The following is a 16870-nucleotide window of genomic DNA, read 5'->3' as shown; positions in this document are numbered from 1 at the left end:
TCATCAAAAACTTCAGATTATGATAAAGTATGAACGTACTTTCAAAGTAAATGCAGTCAAATTAAGTTATGAGCGTGGTAAGGGACAACTTGCATGCCTTGCAAGAGAGTTAAGTATTGCTCCAGATTATTTGTACAAGTGGCGAAAAGATTTTGAAAAATTTGGAACAGGAAGTTTTTCAGGATGTGGACATCCAAATTTAACTCCAGAACAAGCTGTAATTAGAGAGCTTGAAAGAAAAATTAAAGATTCTAAAATTTCTCTTCAAATTTTAAAAAGAGGAACTAAATACGTTTCACAAGGAAAAATACAGACTAAAAATTTCATTGAAAACAACAAATCTGAATTTACAATTGCTAAAATGTTAACTGTGTTAGAAGTTTCAGAAACAACATATTATAGAACAAAAAAACAAGAACTTACAGATACAGAGTCCCGAGTAATTTTATTGAAACAAGAAATTACTTCTATATATTATGAATTTAAGAGAAGATATGGATGTTTCAAAATTACGAGAGAGCTTCAAAACAGAGGGTTCAAAATAAAAAGTTCGTCAGTAAAAAAATATATGAGAATGTTGGGGCTACGTCGAAAAATTAAAAGAAAGTTTAAGGTCACTACTGATTCATTTCATAATCACTATGTCGTACCAAATCTTTTAAACAGGGAATTTACAGTTAATGATCCCGCTGATGTCTGGGCTTCAGATATAACATACATACAAACAGTTAAAGGCTTTCTATATCTTACAATTATTATGGATTTATTTGATCGGAAAATCATAGGCTGGAATTTAAGTTCTAACATGAGTACTAAAGCAACAACTTTGCCCGCTTGGGAAATGGCAATTAATAATAGAAAAATCACTAAAGAATTAATTTTCCATTCTGATAGAGGTGTTCAATATGCTAATAAAATGTTCACTAATTTATTAGATTCGAATGAATTTGTTAAACGAAGTATGAGCCGTAGAGAAAATCATGCTGACAATGCTGTTTGTGAAAGCTTTTTTACACATTTTAAAGCTGAATTACTTGTGGGAAATAGTCTTCTAACGAGAAAAAAGATGAGAGCCGAAGTATTCGAATACATCGAAAATTGGTACAATAAAAAGAGAAGACATTCAGCTATAGGTTATATGACAATCGAAGAATTTGATAAAATTTATTTAAAATAATTATGTAAGTTTAATATTCTGGTGGACACTGAAGTATTTTTGTCTTATATGATTAAGCATTATTTTAATCGTGAAGTCAAAAAAAAAAACCACAACTAAACTTAATTAATTGTGGGTTGTCTTTTAAGCAAATTATCTTTTTTTAAATAATGCCGTATTGTTCAGTCCAATAAAAAAATGTTCCGATTCCATAACTATATTTTTTTTCTAGACAATTTGTAAAAAAACGATCACACTCATCGAAATGGTACTTAGAGTGATTTTGAGAAACTAAATGAAAAATGTCCCGTCCTTCATCACCAAACTCATTTGCCAAAGCACATCCAATTTGAAACCATTGGTCATAATTTTCAGTCATATCAATTGAGGAGTCATTTAATTTATTGACAATTCTCATAACTTTACTAAATGTCATTTTTTCTTTAATTTCATTGTCTCTGATTTTACTATTAATTCTTTTATGAGATTTTTCATGTTTATATTCAAGAATATGTTCAAAAACAGTTGCATTTTCATTAATGTAATCGTTTTCATCATAAGAGTATCCTCTTAATCTGCTTACATCTCCACAGGATTTATCGATTGTTATCTTAAATTTTAGGAATAGAATTTTAAGCGCTTCAAAATGTTCCTTGTGTTTTTCGGGAAATTTAATTGGAATTAAACAAAACACTCCCTTTCCACTAACAGATAATGCAACATAAGATATGTTCTTTATTTTTTTTAGTTGATCTCTAACATTTACGAAATCATTCAAATGCAGATTATCTGCACCATCTATGTCTATACAAATAAATCCACTATGTTGAATTAAAGCTTTTGCATTTCGTGACGTAAATTCTCCACTAGGCGTTATACAAGGAAGTTCCGATTTTAACTTCCTTATTTCGTTTTTATCTGATAATGTTCTTATATAGTAAACTAAATCTTTGTACCTGTCGTCACGAAACCAGTCGTAAAGACTGATGTTTTCGATTGGACTTGCCGACTTATAGTTTGAAAATTTTGATATTATTACGTTTTTCATTTTTAAAGGTTTCTAAAATAATTGTAAATTTTAAATTTGCTTTTTAGGCAAGAATAATTCCAAAAGATTTGAAATGTTCTCTTCTGTGGTATTGTCTAGATTATTATCGAAATTTTTCTTCCCATAATAGAGATAATAGAATCCACCTGTACTTCTACTAATTTCATATCCTGCATCTCTTAATTGGTCATTAAATTTTACTGATGAAAAAGATTGATAATTATTACGAATACAGTAATTTTGGTATATCTCAAAGAAATCGCTAATTTTTACTTTTTCAGTTTTTGATGGAATGTAATTTTCATCATCTAAAAATGTAAGTACACTATTTGAATCCCTTCTGTATTTCTTTAATTCTTCTTCGGTAATTTCAGAATATGTAAAATTGTTTTGCTCTACAAGTCTTTTCATACCTTCTATAACCATATTAAAAATACCGGGTAATTCGTTGGAAATAATTTTATTTGCTAAATTTATATCTATTTCGTCTTCAGGAATTTTCACTTTGAATGGTAAGATTATAAGACGACGATAAAAAGCATCCTTATTTTCTGTAACTCGAGGAAGTGTATTACAATTAGATATCATACGACCATAGTTTTCAATTGTATATGGATTTTGATACAACTTTTTTGCTTCTATTTTTTGATTACTAACTAATGTCTTAAAAATATCTAAATCAAATTTGCCAGTTCCAAATTCTTGTGAGCAATTAAGTAGATTATTTTCAAGTAATGGTCGAGTTTGGCTTTTTGGATCACACAAGCTTGTAACTGAAAAACTAGTAACATTTTCCTCTCCCAAAAGAGAATGTATTATCTCATTGACAACACTTTTTCCATTTCTACCATTTCCAAATAGTAACAACATTTTTTCAAGTTTCATTTTCTTAACAAAACAATAGCCTATAAACTCCAATAGAATTTTTTGAAGTTCTTTATTGGGTAATACTCTGTCTAAAAATTTTTGGAAAATGTATGCTTTAGCTTCAGGATTATACTCAAAAGGTAATTGGTATGTCGAAAAGTGTTCCATTTTAAAACCTGTCTGTTCAAATTGTCCGTTTTTAAAAATTAACGTGCCATTTTTTAGAGGTATTCTTATCTCATTTGATTTTTTATTAAAGTCAGGGATTTCTGCATCTGACTGAAATTGCTTCATCAGGTCAATTTTTACTTTTGATTGTTGTGCTTCTAACTTTCCAAGTCCCGATTTTTGAGCAAAATCTCCAAGAAAACTGTTCAAAAAAAAATGATCCTTTTGCTTCCAATATATTCTGTTATAATAATAAAAGAGATTATTAGATATACCGATCCCGATCCCAATTTGTTGTGCTAATTCTAATAACTTACGTATTATTATTACATATTTTTGAGGATTGTTCGGCGCTATTTTTTGGATTTGTTTTTCTATTCGTTCACTTTCCTTGGGATGTTTGGCATTCTTTAGTTCTTCCCTTAGCAATAAAATTATATCCCCGTTTGCCTCAAATTCAAAATCTATTATTGGCGCTTCCTCAAGCAATTCATTAATAATACTTTCCTTTTTTATGCCTAACTGCATCCATGTTTTAAAATTACCTTTTTCTATCAAACTAGTTTTTTCATCTTTACAGACTAATTTTAATGGTATATCATTAAAATCAGTTTCTTCTTCTATATAAAGTTTATTGCTTTCCATGATTAATTATTTGATTTTTTTCTGGCTGAATTTGCAATTATCATTGCGTATTCTGAATCCAATTTCATTGATGATTTTATTTCATTTGCGAACCAACTAACGAGGTTGTCTTTTTTAAAAAGGACCCTCATTCCGAATTTTTCATGAGGTATTTTTCCTTCAGATGTTAACTTGTAAAGTTTTGATTTACTGATTGGGAAGCCTTGCTCTCTAATAAACTTAATAGCTTCATTAGTTGAAAGTCTTTTAATCTCTGGATCATTTGTTGAACTGTCATTGATTAAAATCTTTTTGATTTCTTCCATCTCTTTTAAGATTAGTCCGACTGCGCTAGGAAGTGTTTCGAAACTTAATTCTTGATTTTTCATATTTGTAGATATTAATATTATAAAGTTTTTAGATTATCTAAAACTCAAAGTATTTAGCATCAGTTTTAAAAAAAAACGGTACAATTAAGCAAGAAGTAAACTATCCTGAGCTTTAATATCTTTAAAACCAGGTTTATATTTGATGAAAAATATTTCAAAAAAGAATATTTTTAACATTATTTTTGTTTTTGAATTTACTGTAATAATTTATGCCAAGGAAAATAAATGTAAAGGTTATAGAAGAAATTGTTTTTTTACAAGAAAAGCTTTCGAAGTCAAAGGGCAAGCTTGAAAGTGATAGGATAAAAACTTTGATTTATATTAAAGAAGAAAAATTCCATTTCCAAAATGAAATTGGTAATGATTTGGGAAGAAGTGAAAAAACAATTCGCACTTGGATACAGAGCTATGATATGAATGGCATTGAAAGTTTTTTAAAAGAAAAAAGAGGAGGAAATAATATTCGCACAATATCTGATAGAGCTTTAAAACTAATATCCAAAATAAACAGGAGATCTTACAGTAATCTTGGTTTTTCCTCTTTTATTGAATTAAAATTGCTGTTAGAAAAAGAATTAGATGAGAAAATAGACTACGACGCTCTGTACTCATACTTTAGAAAAAACCATAAAAAGAGGTTTGATCGATTGAAAAAAATATTTAAGGAAAAAAAAATTTCTCCTAGACTAGATAGGCAAATAAAAAAAATGTTTCCAGAGGAGAAATATAATTTGTAAATACCGTTTTTTGTATTTTATGAAGTTTTATAAAACTGAAAGACAAATCAAGAAGTGAAGTGAGTGAACTAATATCTTATAAAGATTTGGAAAAAAATATATTTAGTAAGTCACTATTGATAAAAAATAAACTTTCCTTAATTCTACTTCACTTTCTTCACTTGAATTTGAATCTTTTTTTAGTCTACTAAGACAAAATTCAAATTACAACAAATTTACGGCTATTATTGGCGGAAATTTATAAAATCACAAGATGTACTTGGACGTGTAAGTAGTTAAGTACATCATTATCAATTCGACTACTTATTTACACCGTCTCAAAAAGTTTCTGTTTTTGACACAACAGATGGCTCAATTTATAGTGAAGTACTTAAATACTCAACTTCACTACAAAAAAGCGAAAAGCGAGATCAAATATTTATAAACTGCATCAGTAATAAAGATAACTACAATTACAAAATTGGTTAGAAGGATAAATTAATTTTTGAATACTAAAATAGTTAAGCAAACATTAAGAACACTTAGAGCTTAGAGAGACTCAAAATATTTTGATACCCTTTGAGTTTCATTTTGAGTTTCAAGATTTAAAACATTAAGCAAATATTTATAATTTGTATATTTTGATTGAAACTCTTGCATTGCCAATCTTGCTGTTGGTGATTTATACAACTCCTCTTCATCTATTGTAACGATAGTCCCAAGGTCGTCAAAATAATTGAAATACATCCCTACTTGGGTTTCCCATTGTTCTCCAACAATAAAACCTAGCTTTTGGTATATTGGTACTAAATCTAAAAAACAACTGAGAGTAATCGATGCTGATCTATTTTTTAATGCATTCATCATCAATGTTAAAATGCCTTGTTTTCTGTAATTCACATTAACGATAGTACTAATAATAGAAACATCTTTAGGATTATGAGTTGAAGGCTGATATAAAATGTATCCAATTATTTTATTATTTTCTTCAGCTAGAATTAAATAAGTTGTAGACGATTGATTATTATTCAATCGCTCCAAGTACTTGCTTATTTTTAATTTTTCTCTAACACTCATAAAGCTATAAACTTCTGAGTGTTTTTTGTAAACATAAAGGCTAATATCATTAGCATTGTTATTAACCAATTCAAGAATGTCAATTTCTTGATTCTTTGAAATTTTACTTGGCTGTACTATATTTACCATAATTATTTATTGAAAGTAAATCGTATTTATTTTTAAATTATATCTGACACATTCCATCCTATGTTGGACATTTCTGCAAAATATGTCTCACATAGAAAAAGTCGAATTTCATCAGAATAATCAAACATTCCAGCATTCTCTTTCAAATAACTACTTGGCATTTCGTTTATAACATCTTGTATTACTTGTTCATCCAAGAAATATACAAGTTCATCAACATCATAAAAGGTATTTACGAATTGTGGTCCATCATCAGAATCATAATACACACATTTCTGTAAATTATCCCACTCTAGCTTATTACAATGACCTTTAATAGATAATTTTGAAATATCATCTTCATAATAATTATCAGCCCCAAAATATTCAATACCTAATGATTCAACAAAATTTGATTCAGAATTAATTATCAAATTTCGTCTATAAAAAATCATTTCATCAATTCTCTTATCAAAATATAAATCGATCACTTCCTGATCAATTAAAAATCCTTTAAAATGTTCATTATCTAAAATGTCAAAATATGACAATAAATCATTCCTTTTATTTATCAACGAATAATTAAAAGTATTTTTATTGACTGGAATAGCCATTTCTGCTTTTTTTCCCTTATTAATCAAATATTTGAATTCAAAATCTTTAAATTGGTTGTCAGTATTTTTCTCATTACTAAAGGTTAAATAATATTTAATTAGAAACAAGCCTAAACATTTCGATCGTACACTTCCATAAAGGATTTTTTCGGGAAACTCTAATGTTTTAAATCGTTGTCTTTTGTCATCATTATAGACCGAACTTGATATGTTTCCTTTAGCAAAATCTTGAAATTGCTTAAAAGCAATTCTTTGTTTACTTAAAGAATAGATTGAAAAATAATTTGCGTAAGAAGTAATCCAAAACCATTTTATCAATTCTTGTAGTTGAAAATAGGTAGGCGAAGCATTTAATCTAAAAAATTCAGTAATAAAGATTAATTGTAGGTTATAGGGCAAAATTTTACTATCAAATACATTAACTTCATTATATAGAAATTCAACAGCTTTCTCAATATTTTTAAAAGTATCTTTTACTAGCAAAGGAAAATCTTTCCTTTTTGACAAAGTTTGTAGATTTACATCAAAATAAATTTTCCCCGTTGATGTTTCGATGCAATGCAAAATAATATCTGAAGGTAGATCTTGAAAATTGTATTTTTCTAATTTTTCTTTTAACTCATTAATTTCATTATTAAATCTAAACTCATCCTCAACGTATGTCAATGCATTAAGCATCCAAATTGGCGATATGTCGCTACCTTTAGAGTTAACTCTGTGAAATATATCTACAGCATCTTCAATTTCTCCGCCAATTATTTCTACATATGGTATCTCATAGTCCAAAAGTTGATTTGCTAATCTTTTAGCGCTATTAATATATTGGGAACTAAGTTCAATATCTGAAATATTTAATCTTAAATTTTCTGAAAAACTCAAAAATTCAAAAGTATCAATAAGTTTATAAAGAGGTATCTGAAAAATTTCTTCTTTGTTTCTTAATAATACAAATTCCTCTTCTTTTAAATCATAATGAATTATGTAATCATTAAAATTATCATCAACACCTTCTCCATACGTAAAAGGATTAATAAGTGCTCCAAATAATGTTGAAATTCGCTGAAATCCATCCAGAACATATGAATAATTTGATGAGTTTGATTTAATTTCAAAAGGTCCTATTTTTGGAGTGAAATTAAATACTAAATCTTGAGGCTTCCAAAATAGCAAGCTCCCAATTGGAAACCCGCTATTTAAACTGTCAAATAAATCCAATCTCTGATTTTTTTTCCACACAAAATCTCTTTGAAAAACAGGAATTCTAATTCTTCCAGATTTAATATCTTCCAAAAGATTTATTAACCTACTTTTCTCAGGTTTGACGTATATTTTGCTCTTTAAACTCATTTTGTTAAAGTAAGTGTTCTAACTTTTTAATAATTTCAATTATTTCTTCGGGGTCATCTTGCATTGCACAATTTTCTAAGAGATTTTCTCGAGAAATACTAGAGTGCTTAAATAATAATGGGAGAACTTTTTTGGATGAAAACCCATTTTTAAAGGATTTATTAAATCCTACACGAAGATGCTGTTCATCTACTTCAGATAGTCCTGTATAAAGATTTTGTATGTTTATATCTAGTGTACTTATCTTTTTCCCATCAAACCCCTTTTCAAAATCGTAAAATGATTGCTGAATATTGTTTAAATTTAAATAACTACTTACAATTTGATGATTATGTGGAAAGTCAGCGAAAACCTGAACTGGTAAGTAGTTCTCTATTTCTCTTTTTTCAAGTACATGGTGTTTTATCTTTTTTTCATCACAGTAATCTATAATTGAAGTGTGAATATCACTTAAACTTTCGCTAGGATATTTTTTATCACTGTCAATTATTACAATTGCACGTAAATATTTTTCACTTGGTAATGCTTCATATCTAAATTTACGAAGTTCATTATTGATTTCTTTAATAAATTCATTTTTCCCTCCAACTCCTTTCAATCCAATCCATCTCTTTTTTAAGCCATTTTTAATACTATCGCATTCTGTAAAATTATTAATTATGCTTTTAAGAAATAATCCGTCACTTGTCGCATTTTCCACAAATATTATGGAATTGTTTTGTAATAAAATATAAGCATCATATACGGAATAGGTATCTTTTTCTAAATCATTTTTAGTATCAATTTTAAGATTAACTTTTGTAACAGAAGAATAAATACTATTTTTAAATTCGACCTCACAAAATTCTCTGGTAGTTTTGCTAGTACTTTTGGCCCAATCCGTTGCAGAAATATCTTCGTTTAGAAATAAAATATGTTTCCCATCTTCAAAAAAAGCGAACATATGATTTAATTTTTGGAAATTGCTTTCTATTCCAAACACATCAGATTTTATATGGACTATCATTTATTTTCAGTTTGAGCTTTTCTCAAGGCTTTTACTTCTTCGAAACTTTCTTTAAATATATCTTTTGGCCAATAGTCTACTTCACCGTTCTGGTCTACATTAATTCGTTTTAAAAAACTGCACTTATCTTTCAAATCATATTCGACAGAATATATTACTAAATTATTTAAATCTAATCGTTTTTCAGCAACCATTCTCCTTAGTCTTAGAATGAAATTTTCTGAATGAGTCTCAATTAAGAATCTGTTTTTTGTCTCCGTAATTGATGTAACAAGTAACTCGGCTAAATTCCCATGAGCCGCTGGATGAAGATGTAACTCAGGTTGCTCTATTATTACAAGAGATGGATTAGATTTCATGTAAGCTTTAACTATTATAGGCAAAGCTTGGCTCATACCTTGCCCAACATCAACAATATTCACTTCACTCTCGGTTCCAAAATTATCTTTTATAATTTTAACCTCGTAATATGGATCGTTTTTGGTAAGTTTTAATCTCCATCCGTCAAAATTATCAAAATACCAATCTCCAACTTCTTTTACCAAATTATCATTGTTGTTAAAACTGTTTGCTAATATCTGATATGCATTTTCTCCTTTATTACCAATTCTTTTAAATTCTGTTGCACCATGAAGATAAAAATTTCTGGGAGGGTTTAATCGAAATGGACCTAAGTAGTTAGTCTCAAATTTAAACTTAGACTTTAAATCTTCTATGTTTTTAGGTAAAATACCTTCAAAGATTGTATCCTTTATATTTGCAGTATTGATTTCGGTAATTCCACCATTACTTGCTGAGTATTTCCATCTCGTAATTACTGGAGAATTATTTAAGGGATCATTATTTATTTGAATAGCTATAGACTCATTATCTGAGTTTTCAATTTTCAATTTAAGTTCTCCTTGAATATTTCTAGCATATAATAAATCACGAAATTCAGCACCTAGTTCAATTCCTTTTATTGTATGAAGTATTGGAGTTTTACTAGTAGTTGAAAGTGACTCTTCAATAATAGTTGGTAATTTCGCAATGGCACTTTTACCAGAGCTGTTTTTTCCGATAAGAACAGTCATAGGTTTAATGTGAAGCTCATTCACATTTTTAAAACCTTTATAGCCTTGGAAGGTTATTTTTTCAATCATGAAAATAAAAATTTATCAGCTAAAATAATCAATTATTTTTTTTAAAATCAAATACTTAAATTTAAATCCTAAATTTGAAACAAATAAGTTTTATGCTACAAACTCAATCTTCTACAAATTTAAGGAACAGAGTTAACAAACTACATCTTCCTAAAACAAAACCATTACTTCCGTTATTCGAAATTATCAGTAATGCTATTCATGCTATTGAAGAAAAAAAAGAAATTGAGAAATCACTTATTGGATTAATTTCTGTTAAAGCAATAAGAAACGGAGATGAACTTACATTGAAGCAAGTTTCTGATATAGAGCAATATCCAATTAACTCTTTTGTAATAATTGATAATGGAATAGGATTAAATGATGAAAACTTTGTTTCATTTCAAGAATTTGACAGTGAAAAGAAAATAGATATTGGTGGAAAAGGCATTGGAAGATTAGTGTGCTTAAAAGCATTTAGAAAACTGACTGTTGATAGTATTTATTTACATGGTGATAAATTCCGTTATAGAAAATTTGAATACAAAAAATCTAAGGAGGGCTTTGATCAATATGAAGATGTAGAAAGTGAAAAAAGGGTGTCAGGAACTAAAATTAGTTTATGCGAATATGAAAATGAATATATAAAGCAGACCCCTAATGCTATAAGAGAAATCGGAAGGCAAATTATTACTCATTTTCAGCTATATTTTATTCAAGCCAAACAACCTGAAATCATTATTAAAAATCAAGATGAGATCGAACTAAATTTAACAAAACTATTTAATGATGAATTTGAAAAGGAGATACTCCAAAAGTTTTTTTGGATAGATGAAAATAAATTCACTGTCTTTATTTCTAAATCGTTTACTGCTAAAAGTCATAAATTACATTTCTGCGCACATGAACGGACAGTCCGAGAAGAAGGACTTTCAAAATATATCTCTGACTTTAGAAATATAATCAAGAATTCTTCCGAAGAAGGCTTTTATTATCAAGTTTTTGTTGTTGGAGACTTTTTAAACAACAATGTTAACGAAGAAAGAACTAGTTTTAATTTTTCAATTGAAGATGACAACGAAGAATTTGACACTCAAGAAATGACTTTGGCAAAAATTCGTAAAGGAACATTACAAACTATTGAAGAATTATTAAGTGTTATTTTAGCGCAGGTAAGAAAAGAAAAATTGGATATTTATCTTCCAATAATAGCTAAAGAATTTCCTAATTACAATGTTGTTGTAAACAACAATAAGGAAAAGGTTGAAAAACTCCCTGCGGGTCTAAATAAGAATGAATTAGATATTAAATTATATGAAATAGAAGCCGAATGGAGAACCAAAGTGAAAGAAGATGGTTTAGATATTGTAGAAAAAAAGAAGGATGTAACATCGTTAGAACAATATAAAAATCTTTACGGAAAATTTCTTTTAGAGTTTAATGAAATTGGTCAATCTGACTTAGCAAGATATGTAATTCACAGAAGATCCGTTATAGATCTATTAGATAATTTGTTGGGATGGGATGATAATCAAAAATTTATTGACGAAGACACGATTCACAGTTTGTTTTTCCCAATACGAGAAACGGGACAAACTGTAGTTCATGAAAAGCAAAATCTTTGGCTTTTAGATGAAAGACTTACTTTTAATTCTCTTTTGGCATCTGATAAATTGTTCAAACAGGTACCATCTTTAAACTCTGATTCACGAGAAAGAATAGATTTGATAATTAAAAAAGATGAAGTATTTGAAAAAGCGACCTTGTTTTCTGAAAATAAAAGTCCTTTTGAGTCATTTACAATAGTAGAATTTAAAAAACCAGGGAGAAATGATTATGTCTATGGTGATCCTGCAAAGGACCCAACTTTTCAGGTTAGAAGATACATTAGAGAAACAATTGACGGTCACACTAAATTAAAGGGAAGACCAATTCAAGCAAAGAATAACACTCCTTTTTATTGCTATATTGTAGCAGATATAACTGAAACACTACTTTATATTCTTTCAGAGGAAAGCTATATGCCAACAGCAGATGGGAAAGGTTACTTCAAATTTTATGATACACCAAATTATAAGGCATATGTCGAAGTTTTACCTTTTGAAAAAGTTATAAATGATGCTAAACAGAGGAATAGAATTCTTTTTGACAAGCTGAATTTGACATTATAAGCAATCAAATAATTTTTTATAATATGGAAAATGAACCTCATGGAGTAGAAAAATTGGCTTCAAATTTAAAGGTAATGGAGTGTATGCATTTTATTGAATCAATTTTAGGATATAAACTTTCTGCTGGTGACAAACAATCTTTTTTATTCTTCCACAACTACATTACTAATCCTGAGCCAGAATTTTTGATAAATTGGAAAAATGATCCTACAAGAGAAATTTGGTATCATAAATTTAGTAATAGAATTTTAGGCGATGTACAAAATGCTTTTCCATGCGTGTTATATCATTTTGATAAACTTGTGGAATTAGAGGGTAAATTATTTAGTGGAATTGAAAAATTTAATTTTAGAGATGCCATTGGCAAGAATTGTGGTGTAGGTGGCGGAAACACATTAATTTTTGATTTTGAGTATCAGGCTTACATTTTAGCTTACAGAAGATGTTTAGATTATTTAGCTAGAGCAATTGGTACTTATTTTATGCAAGATTTTAATTCTTTTAGAAAGCTTGGCTCTTTCTTAAAAAAATTAAATCGCCCAATAGTTACTGAACCTCTGATAAAATTACATGAAAAATATTCACCTTGTTTTGATTTTGTTTTGTCAGAAGGAAATAAAAAATCAGTTCGTGACATAATTTCTCATTACGAATTTGTTTCAGTTGGTACAATTAATTTAAATAATAGAGGAATTATTATTGCGAGTGGTGGTAAAAATGACTTCGTGCTATACGGCGAAAAGAATCTATTGCTTTCAGAAGTTCTTCATAATCAAGTTTCTAATTTAAAATTATGTATCAGAGAATTCATTTACATTTATGTTGATTCAATAAAAAAAGAAGAATTTACTCGAAGAGATTCGTCGATTCCATAAGCAACTTAGGTAATTTTCTAGTCTATTCTTTTTTTTAAGAGATCATTATACTCTTCCAACAGTTTTAAATATTTATTTTTCCAATAGTCAGGATTTGCTTCATCATTTTGGTAATCAAATGCAGACTCATTCAATGCTTTCTGGTACGAATTAAATTCCTTTATTTCATCCTTGAAATCATAATGAATAATTTTTCCTATTTGTAATATAATATCTAATGAAACATTAGCATTTTCAAACATAAGATAAATCCACCTTCTACTTTTTGATAATCTTTTGGCTAGTTCCGTAATCGGATAACCACTTCTATAAACTGCTTCTTTTACTATTTCACCTCTGTGTTCCATACTCCAAAGATTGATACTTTGGTGAGAAAATATTTTTACTATAAATGCACATATATGTGCATTTATAGTTATTTTTGTGGGTAATTTAAGTGTGTTGGCATTCATATCTGTGAATTATGTGTGCAAATAGACTTCTTTACAAATCTAAAACATCTAAATATGAGAAGAGCATTACTATTACTTACAATTATTTTCAATCTAGTACAACCATGTCAATCCCAAACCTTTCCATCGGAAATTAAATGGAACTATGCTGACATAACTCCAAGGACATTTGTTTTTAATAAGTTAATAACTAATTATTTTATAGAAGAAAATAAAGATTCTCCAAGAATAGCTATGGATATTTTTTCAGATTCTACCGCGACTAGTAAAGTTGGCACTATCAAACTAAGTGAAATATTGCCGACTGAAATTTTTGATATTTTAGCTTATAGTTATAAGGATCAACTTTATTTAATTAAAGCGAAAAAAGACAAGAAAGTATACTTAATACACGAAGATGTAATGTATTATCAAAATTGGAGCAAAAGTAATGGTACTAGATTAACAAAAGATTATACGGAACCCAAAATACTTGCGAAAGAAAAATTAGTCTTAGATAGTTATCGCTTAAAATTAAAAAATGCATTGTTTACAGTTAGCAAACTAGAAGCTATTAACAACAAACATTTGGTAAATATGGTCAATGCTTATGGAGTAGTTGTCGAGCAAAAATATGATCCAACTAAATTTACAAAAGACGAAAAAGTCATTTACAAACAACTAATACAAAAGTTGAAATTACAGCGTGATGAAATAAATGTTGAATTAGAGAAAAAAATTGATTCAAAAAAAACGCTGACTGAATTAATTAGCATTCATGATATAAATAAAAAAATGCAAATAGAACATGCATATAAAGATTATTCTTATCATACACTAAATTGGTAAAAATAAATTTGCGCCTTAACGATCATAAATTTGTATACCGTCACAGATTATATGCATAATCAAAGTACTATGAAGATTAGTTGCTATTGTGCAATATTGTCGTTTTAAGAAAAATGCTGAGGTTTTTGATTTTTTTTTGTAAAAGTTTATAAGTTAAAAATTAGTCAACATTTCAGCATTTTTTTGGCGTTCTTCTTTTTCAAAACTAGCTAGATAACTTTCTGTTGTTTTTAAATCATTATGACCTAAACTTTCAGAGATGTAAGCGATGTTTGCTCCGCTTCTCTTCAATACTGTAGCGAAACTATGTCTCGCAGTGTAGGTAGTGATGTTTCCAGCACCTACTTCATTACCAATAGATTTCATTCGCATGTTTATACGTTTTGTCAGATCTTTGGTAATTCTTTTGCGTTTTTCGGCATCTTCTCTTCCGTCAATATAAGGGAAAATGTAATTTTCAGGAAGTGGATTATTTCCCCATCTAACTATTATGTTTTTCAGCTCTTCGGTAACAGTTACTCGAATCTCTTTTCTTGTCTTCGTGGTTTTTTCAGTTTTTTGTCGAATAAAACAAATTTCGCCATCAACGATGTTTTTGTATTTTAATTTTACAAGGTCAGCAACATTTATTCCATTACATAAATAAATAAAAAACCAAAGATCTCGATATCGCTCAGTTGTTTCGTTTCCGTCAGAAAATTTTACTACTTGACCGATTTGTTGTAATGTTAGTGCTTTTTTTTGACCTTCAGCAGTTTTTATTTCGTATTTGTCTTTGCCAAAAGGATATTGAGTGTCTTTTATTACTCCAGCTTTTTTAGCTTCATTCATGATTGTGCGTATTTCTCGCATATGCATTCCTACTGTAGAATAACTTTTGTCAATTAATAAGTATTTTTCAAATTTTTTAAGCCATTCAACTGATATTGTTTCAAAGGAAATATTAGTCCCATTAAATTTTTCTAAATTATTTAATACTGTTCTACACATGTCCATAGAGCCGATTCGATCCTCTTTCTTTAGATTTGAAATTTTTGCTTTAAAAGCTGTGTTGACAGTGTCTCCCGTAGCTTTACTCAGCCTTAAGTTTAAAGCATCAAAAGAGAATCCGCCTTTTTCGGCTAATGTTTCAACACTTTTTTTTACAATTGCAAAACTATTTTCAATTCTTTCCTTTACTGTTCTTAATTCTTTACTTCTAGTAGTAGGTAGCAATTTCCATTCTTCTTCTGTCAATGTAACTCCTGTAGAATAGTAGCTTCTTATTCTTTTATAAGTTACACGTATTTTAATTGGATAAGAATTTTTTTGATTTTTTCTTCTGTTGTCAAGCCATGAAGCGACAGTTATCCCATCTTTAGAGTAAGTAAACATTTTTTTATTTTATTTATTTGCACACACAATTTGCACACAAATATAGGTTAAAAATGAAATTTGATGATAAGAAATAAAATTAGTTTTTGTATATTTCCTTTGTTTATGGGGATTTATAAGATGTTTGAAAATAGATGAAAAAAGAAGAAATTAGAATGATTATGACTCATAATCAGGTGGTCCCTGGTTCGAGCCCAGGTGGGACCACTTCTTTAGAAATAGAAAGCCTTTACAGAAATGTAGAGGCTTTTTTGTTTTCTTACGACAAAGGATTTATATACATCTATTCCAATTCTTTAAAAGAGAAGCTTCTTCAAAATATCGATAATATCTGACAAAAGAATGTTTTAAAGGATATTTTTCTATCTTTGAAAATCAGATTTTTAATTCGCGTGCCCTTATATTTAGGGCTTTAGAAAAATTAATATTCATTATGGAACAAAAAATACATCAGGGAAGAAACGTAAAACGTTTCAGAGAAATGCTTAATATAAAGCAAGAGGCATTGGCTTATGATTTGGGAGAAGACTGGAATCAAAAGAAAATTTCTCTACTGGAGCAAAAAGATGTAATTGAAGAAAATCTGCTGAAACAAATTTCGGCTGTATTAAAGATTCCTGTTGAAGCCTTTCAGAATTTTGATGAGGAGCAGGCAATTAATATTATTTCAAATATTTTTCACGATGAAGCATTTATCGGTAATTCTGGTGGCACTTATAATGTTAATCCATTACAAGAAATTTTAAAGCTTCACGAAGAAAAAATTAGTCTGTATGAAAGAATGCTAAAAGAGAAAGATGAAATGATGCAAAGGCTTGAAAAGCTAATCAATAAATAATTTAGGAATCAATCTTATTCAAAAAGCCTTTACAGAAATGTGAGGCTTTTTTGTTTTTAGCTGTGAAAAATGAAATTTTTACGCAAGAATA

16 protein-coding genes are annotated in these 16870 nt (G+C 28.5%); 7 read left to right on the top strand and 9 right to left on the bottom strand.

The window, feature by feature from the left end:
- The first annotated feature begins 19 nt into the window (after positions 1–19).
- Positions 20–1177 carry an IS3 family transposase gene (locus tag NLJ00_RS03650; RefSeq protein ID WP_256636268.1) on the top strand — a complete coding sequence of 386 codons (1158 nt, stop codon included), beginning with the start codon at positions 20–22 and terminating at the stop codon, positions 1175–1177.
- Between the two features lie 142 nt (positions 1178–1319).
- Here NLJ00_RS03650 and NLJ00_RS03645 read toward each other — a convergent pair whose 3' ends face one another.
- From NLJ00_RS03645 to NLJ00_RS03635, 3 genes are read right to left on the bottom strand one after another with little or no spacing between them, the layout of a single operon-like run.
- Complete coding sequence (locus NLJ00_RS03645; protein ID WP_256636267.1) at positions 1320–2204, bottom strand: PriCT-2 domain-containing protein; 885 nt, start codon at positions 2202–2204, stop codon at positions 1320–1322.
- Between the two features lie 30 nt (positions 2205–2234).
- Positions 2235–3884: a DNA primase family protein gene (locus NLJ00_RS03640; RefSeq protein ID WP_256636266.1), complete on the bottom strand. Its 1650-nt coding sequence runs from the start codon at positions 3882–3884 to the stop codon at positions 2235–2237.
- Positions 3885–3886: 2 nt separating this feature from the next.
- Positions 3887–4252, bottom strand: a complete 366-nt coding sequence (locus NLJ00_RS03635) for a helix-turn-helix domain-containing protein (protein WP_256636265.1) — start codon at positions 4250–4252, stop codon at positions 3887–3889.
- Positions 4253–4461: 209 nt separating this feature from the next.
- Here NLJ00_RS03635 and NLJ00_RS03630 point away from each other — a divergent pair, with 209 nt between their 5' ends.
- On the top strand, positions 4462–4989 hold the full coding sequence (locus tag NLJ00_RS03630) for a hypothetical protein (protein WP_256636264.1): 528 nt from the start codon (positions 4462–4464) through the stop codon (positions 4987–4989).
- A gap of 528 nt (positions 4990–5517) precedes the next feature.
- Here NLJ00_RS03630 and NLJ00_RS03625 read toward each other — a convergent pair.
- Genes NLJ00_RS03625 through NLJ00_RS03610 form a run of 4 tightly spaced genes read right to left on the bottom strand, consistent with a single transcriptional unit; the run spans position 5518 to position 10262 of the window.
- Complete coding sequence (locus NLJ00_RS03625; RefSeq protein ID WP_256636263.1) at positions 5518–6174, bottom strand: GNAT family N-acetyltransferase; 657 nt, start codon at positions 6172–6174, stop codon at positions 5518–5520.
- A gap of 32 nt (positions 6175–6206) precedes the next feature.
- Positions 6207–8114, bottom strand: a complete 1908-nt coding sequence (locus tag NLJ00_RS03620) for a DUF262 domain-containing protein (protein ID WP_256636262.1) — start codon at positions 8112–8114, stop codon at positions 6207–6209.
- A 4-nt stretch (positions 8115–8118) separates the two neighbouring features.
- A complete protein-coding gene (locus NLJ00_RS03615) occupies positions 8119–9120 on the bottom strand; it encodes a hypothetical protein (protein WP_256636261.1) in 1002 nt (333 codons plus the stop codon).
- Positions 9117–10262, bottom strand: coding sequence for an AAA family ATPase (locus tag NLJ00_RS03610; protein ID WP_256636260.1), 1146 nt, complete (start codon positions 10260–10262; stop codon positions 9117–9119). Before NLJ00_RS03610 ends, NLJ00_RS03615 begins: the two co-directional genes overlap by 4 nt.
- Positions 10263–10336: 74 nt before the next feature.
- Here NLJ00_RS03610 and NLJ00_RS03605 point away from each other — a divergent pair, with 74 nt between their 5' ends.
- Together NLJ00_RS03605 and NLJ00_RS03600 are read left to right on the top strand one after the other, a co-directional pair.
- On the top strand, positions 10337–12412 hold the full coding sequence (locus tag NLJ00_RS03605) for an ATP-binding protein (RefSeq protein WP_256636259.1): 2076 nt from the start codon (positions 10337–10339) through the stop codon (positions 12410–12412).
- Positions 12413–12435: 23 nt separating this feature from the next.
- Positions 12436–13287, top strand: coding sequence for a hypothetical protein (locus NLJ00_RS03600; protein WP_256636258.1), 852 nt, complete (start codon positions 12436–12438; stop codon positions 13285–13287).
- Positions 13288–13304: 17 nt separating this feature from the next.
- Here the strand turns inward: NLJ00_RS03600 and NLJ00_RS03595 are convergent, their stop codons facing one another.
- Positions 13305–13739 (bottom strand): hypothetical protein, encoded by a 435-nt coding sequence (locus NLJ00_RS03595; protein WP_256636257.1) that lies wholly within the window; start codon positions 13737–13739, stop codon positions 13305–13307.
- 54 nt (positions 13740–13793) lie between these two features.
- On the opposite strand from NLJ00_RS03595, the gene NLJ00_RS03590 reads away from it, so the two are divergent.
- Positions 13794–14567, top strand: coding sequence for a hypothetical protein (locus NLJ00_RS03590; protein ID WP_256636256.1), 774 nt, complete (start codon positions 13794–13796; stop codon positions 14565–14567).
- Positions 14568–14720: 153 nt separating this feature from the next.
- Here NLJ00_RS03590 and NLJ00_RS03585 read toward each other — a convergent pair whose 3' ends face one another.
- Entirely contained in the window at positions 14721–15941 is a 1221-nt protein-coding gene (locus NLJ00_RS03585) for a site-specific integrase (protein WP_256636255.1), read from the bottom strand.
- Positions 15942–16075: 134 nt separating this feature from the next.
- On the opposite strand from NLJ00_RS03585, the gene NLJ00_RS03580 reads away from it, so the two are divergent.
- Together NLJ00_RS03580 and NLJ00_RS03575 are read left to right on the top strand one after the other, a co-directional pair.
- The gene (locus NLJ00_RS03580; protein ID WP_256636254.1) at positions 16076–16276 is read left to right on the top strand and encodes a hypothetical protein; all 201 of its coding nucleotides are present in this window, start codon (positions 16076–16078) and stop codon (positions 16274–16276) included.
- Between the two features lie 98 nt (positions 16277–16374).
- Complete coding sequence (locus NLJ00_RS03575) at positions 16375–16779, top strand: XRE family transcriptional regulator (protein WP_256636253.1); 405 nt, start codon at positions 16375–16377, stop codon at positions 16777–16779.
- Positions 16780–16870: the final 91 nt, after the last annotated feature.

The sequence above is a fragment of the Flavobacterium panici genome, from assembly GCF_024499525.1.
Classification (GTDB): Bacteria; Bacteroidota; Bacteroidia; order Flavobacteriales; family Flavobacteriaceae; genus Flavobacterium; species Flavobacterium panici.
The sequence above is the reverse complement of the archived record's forward strand: the minus strand, read 5'-3'. Positions and strand labels throughout refer to the sequence as shown.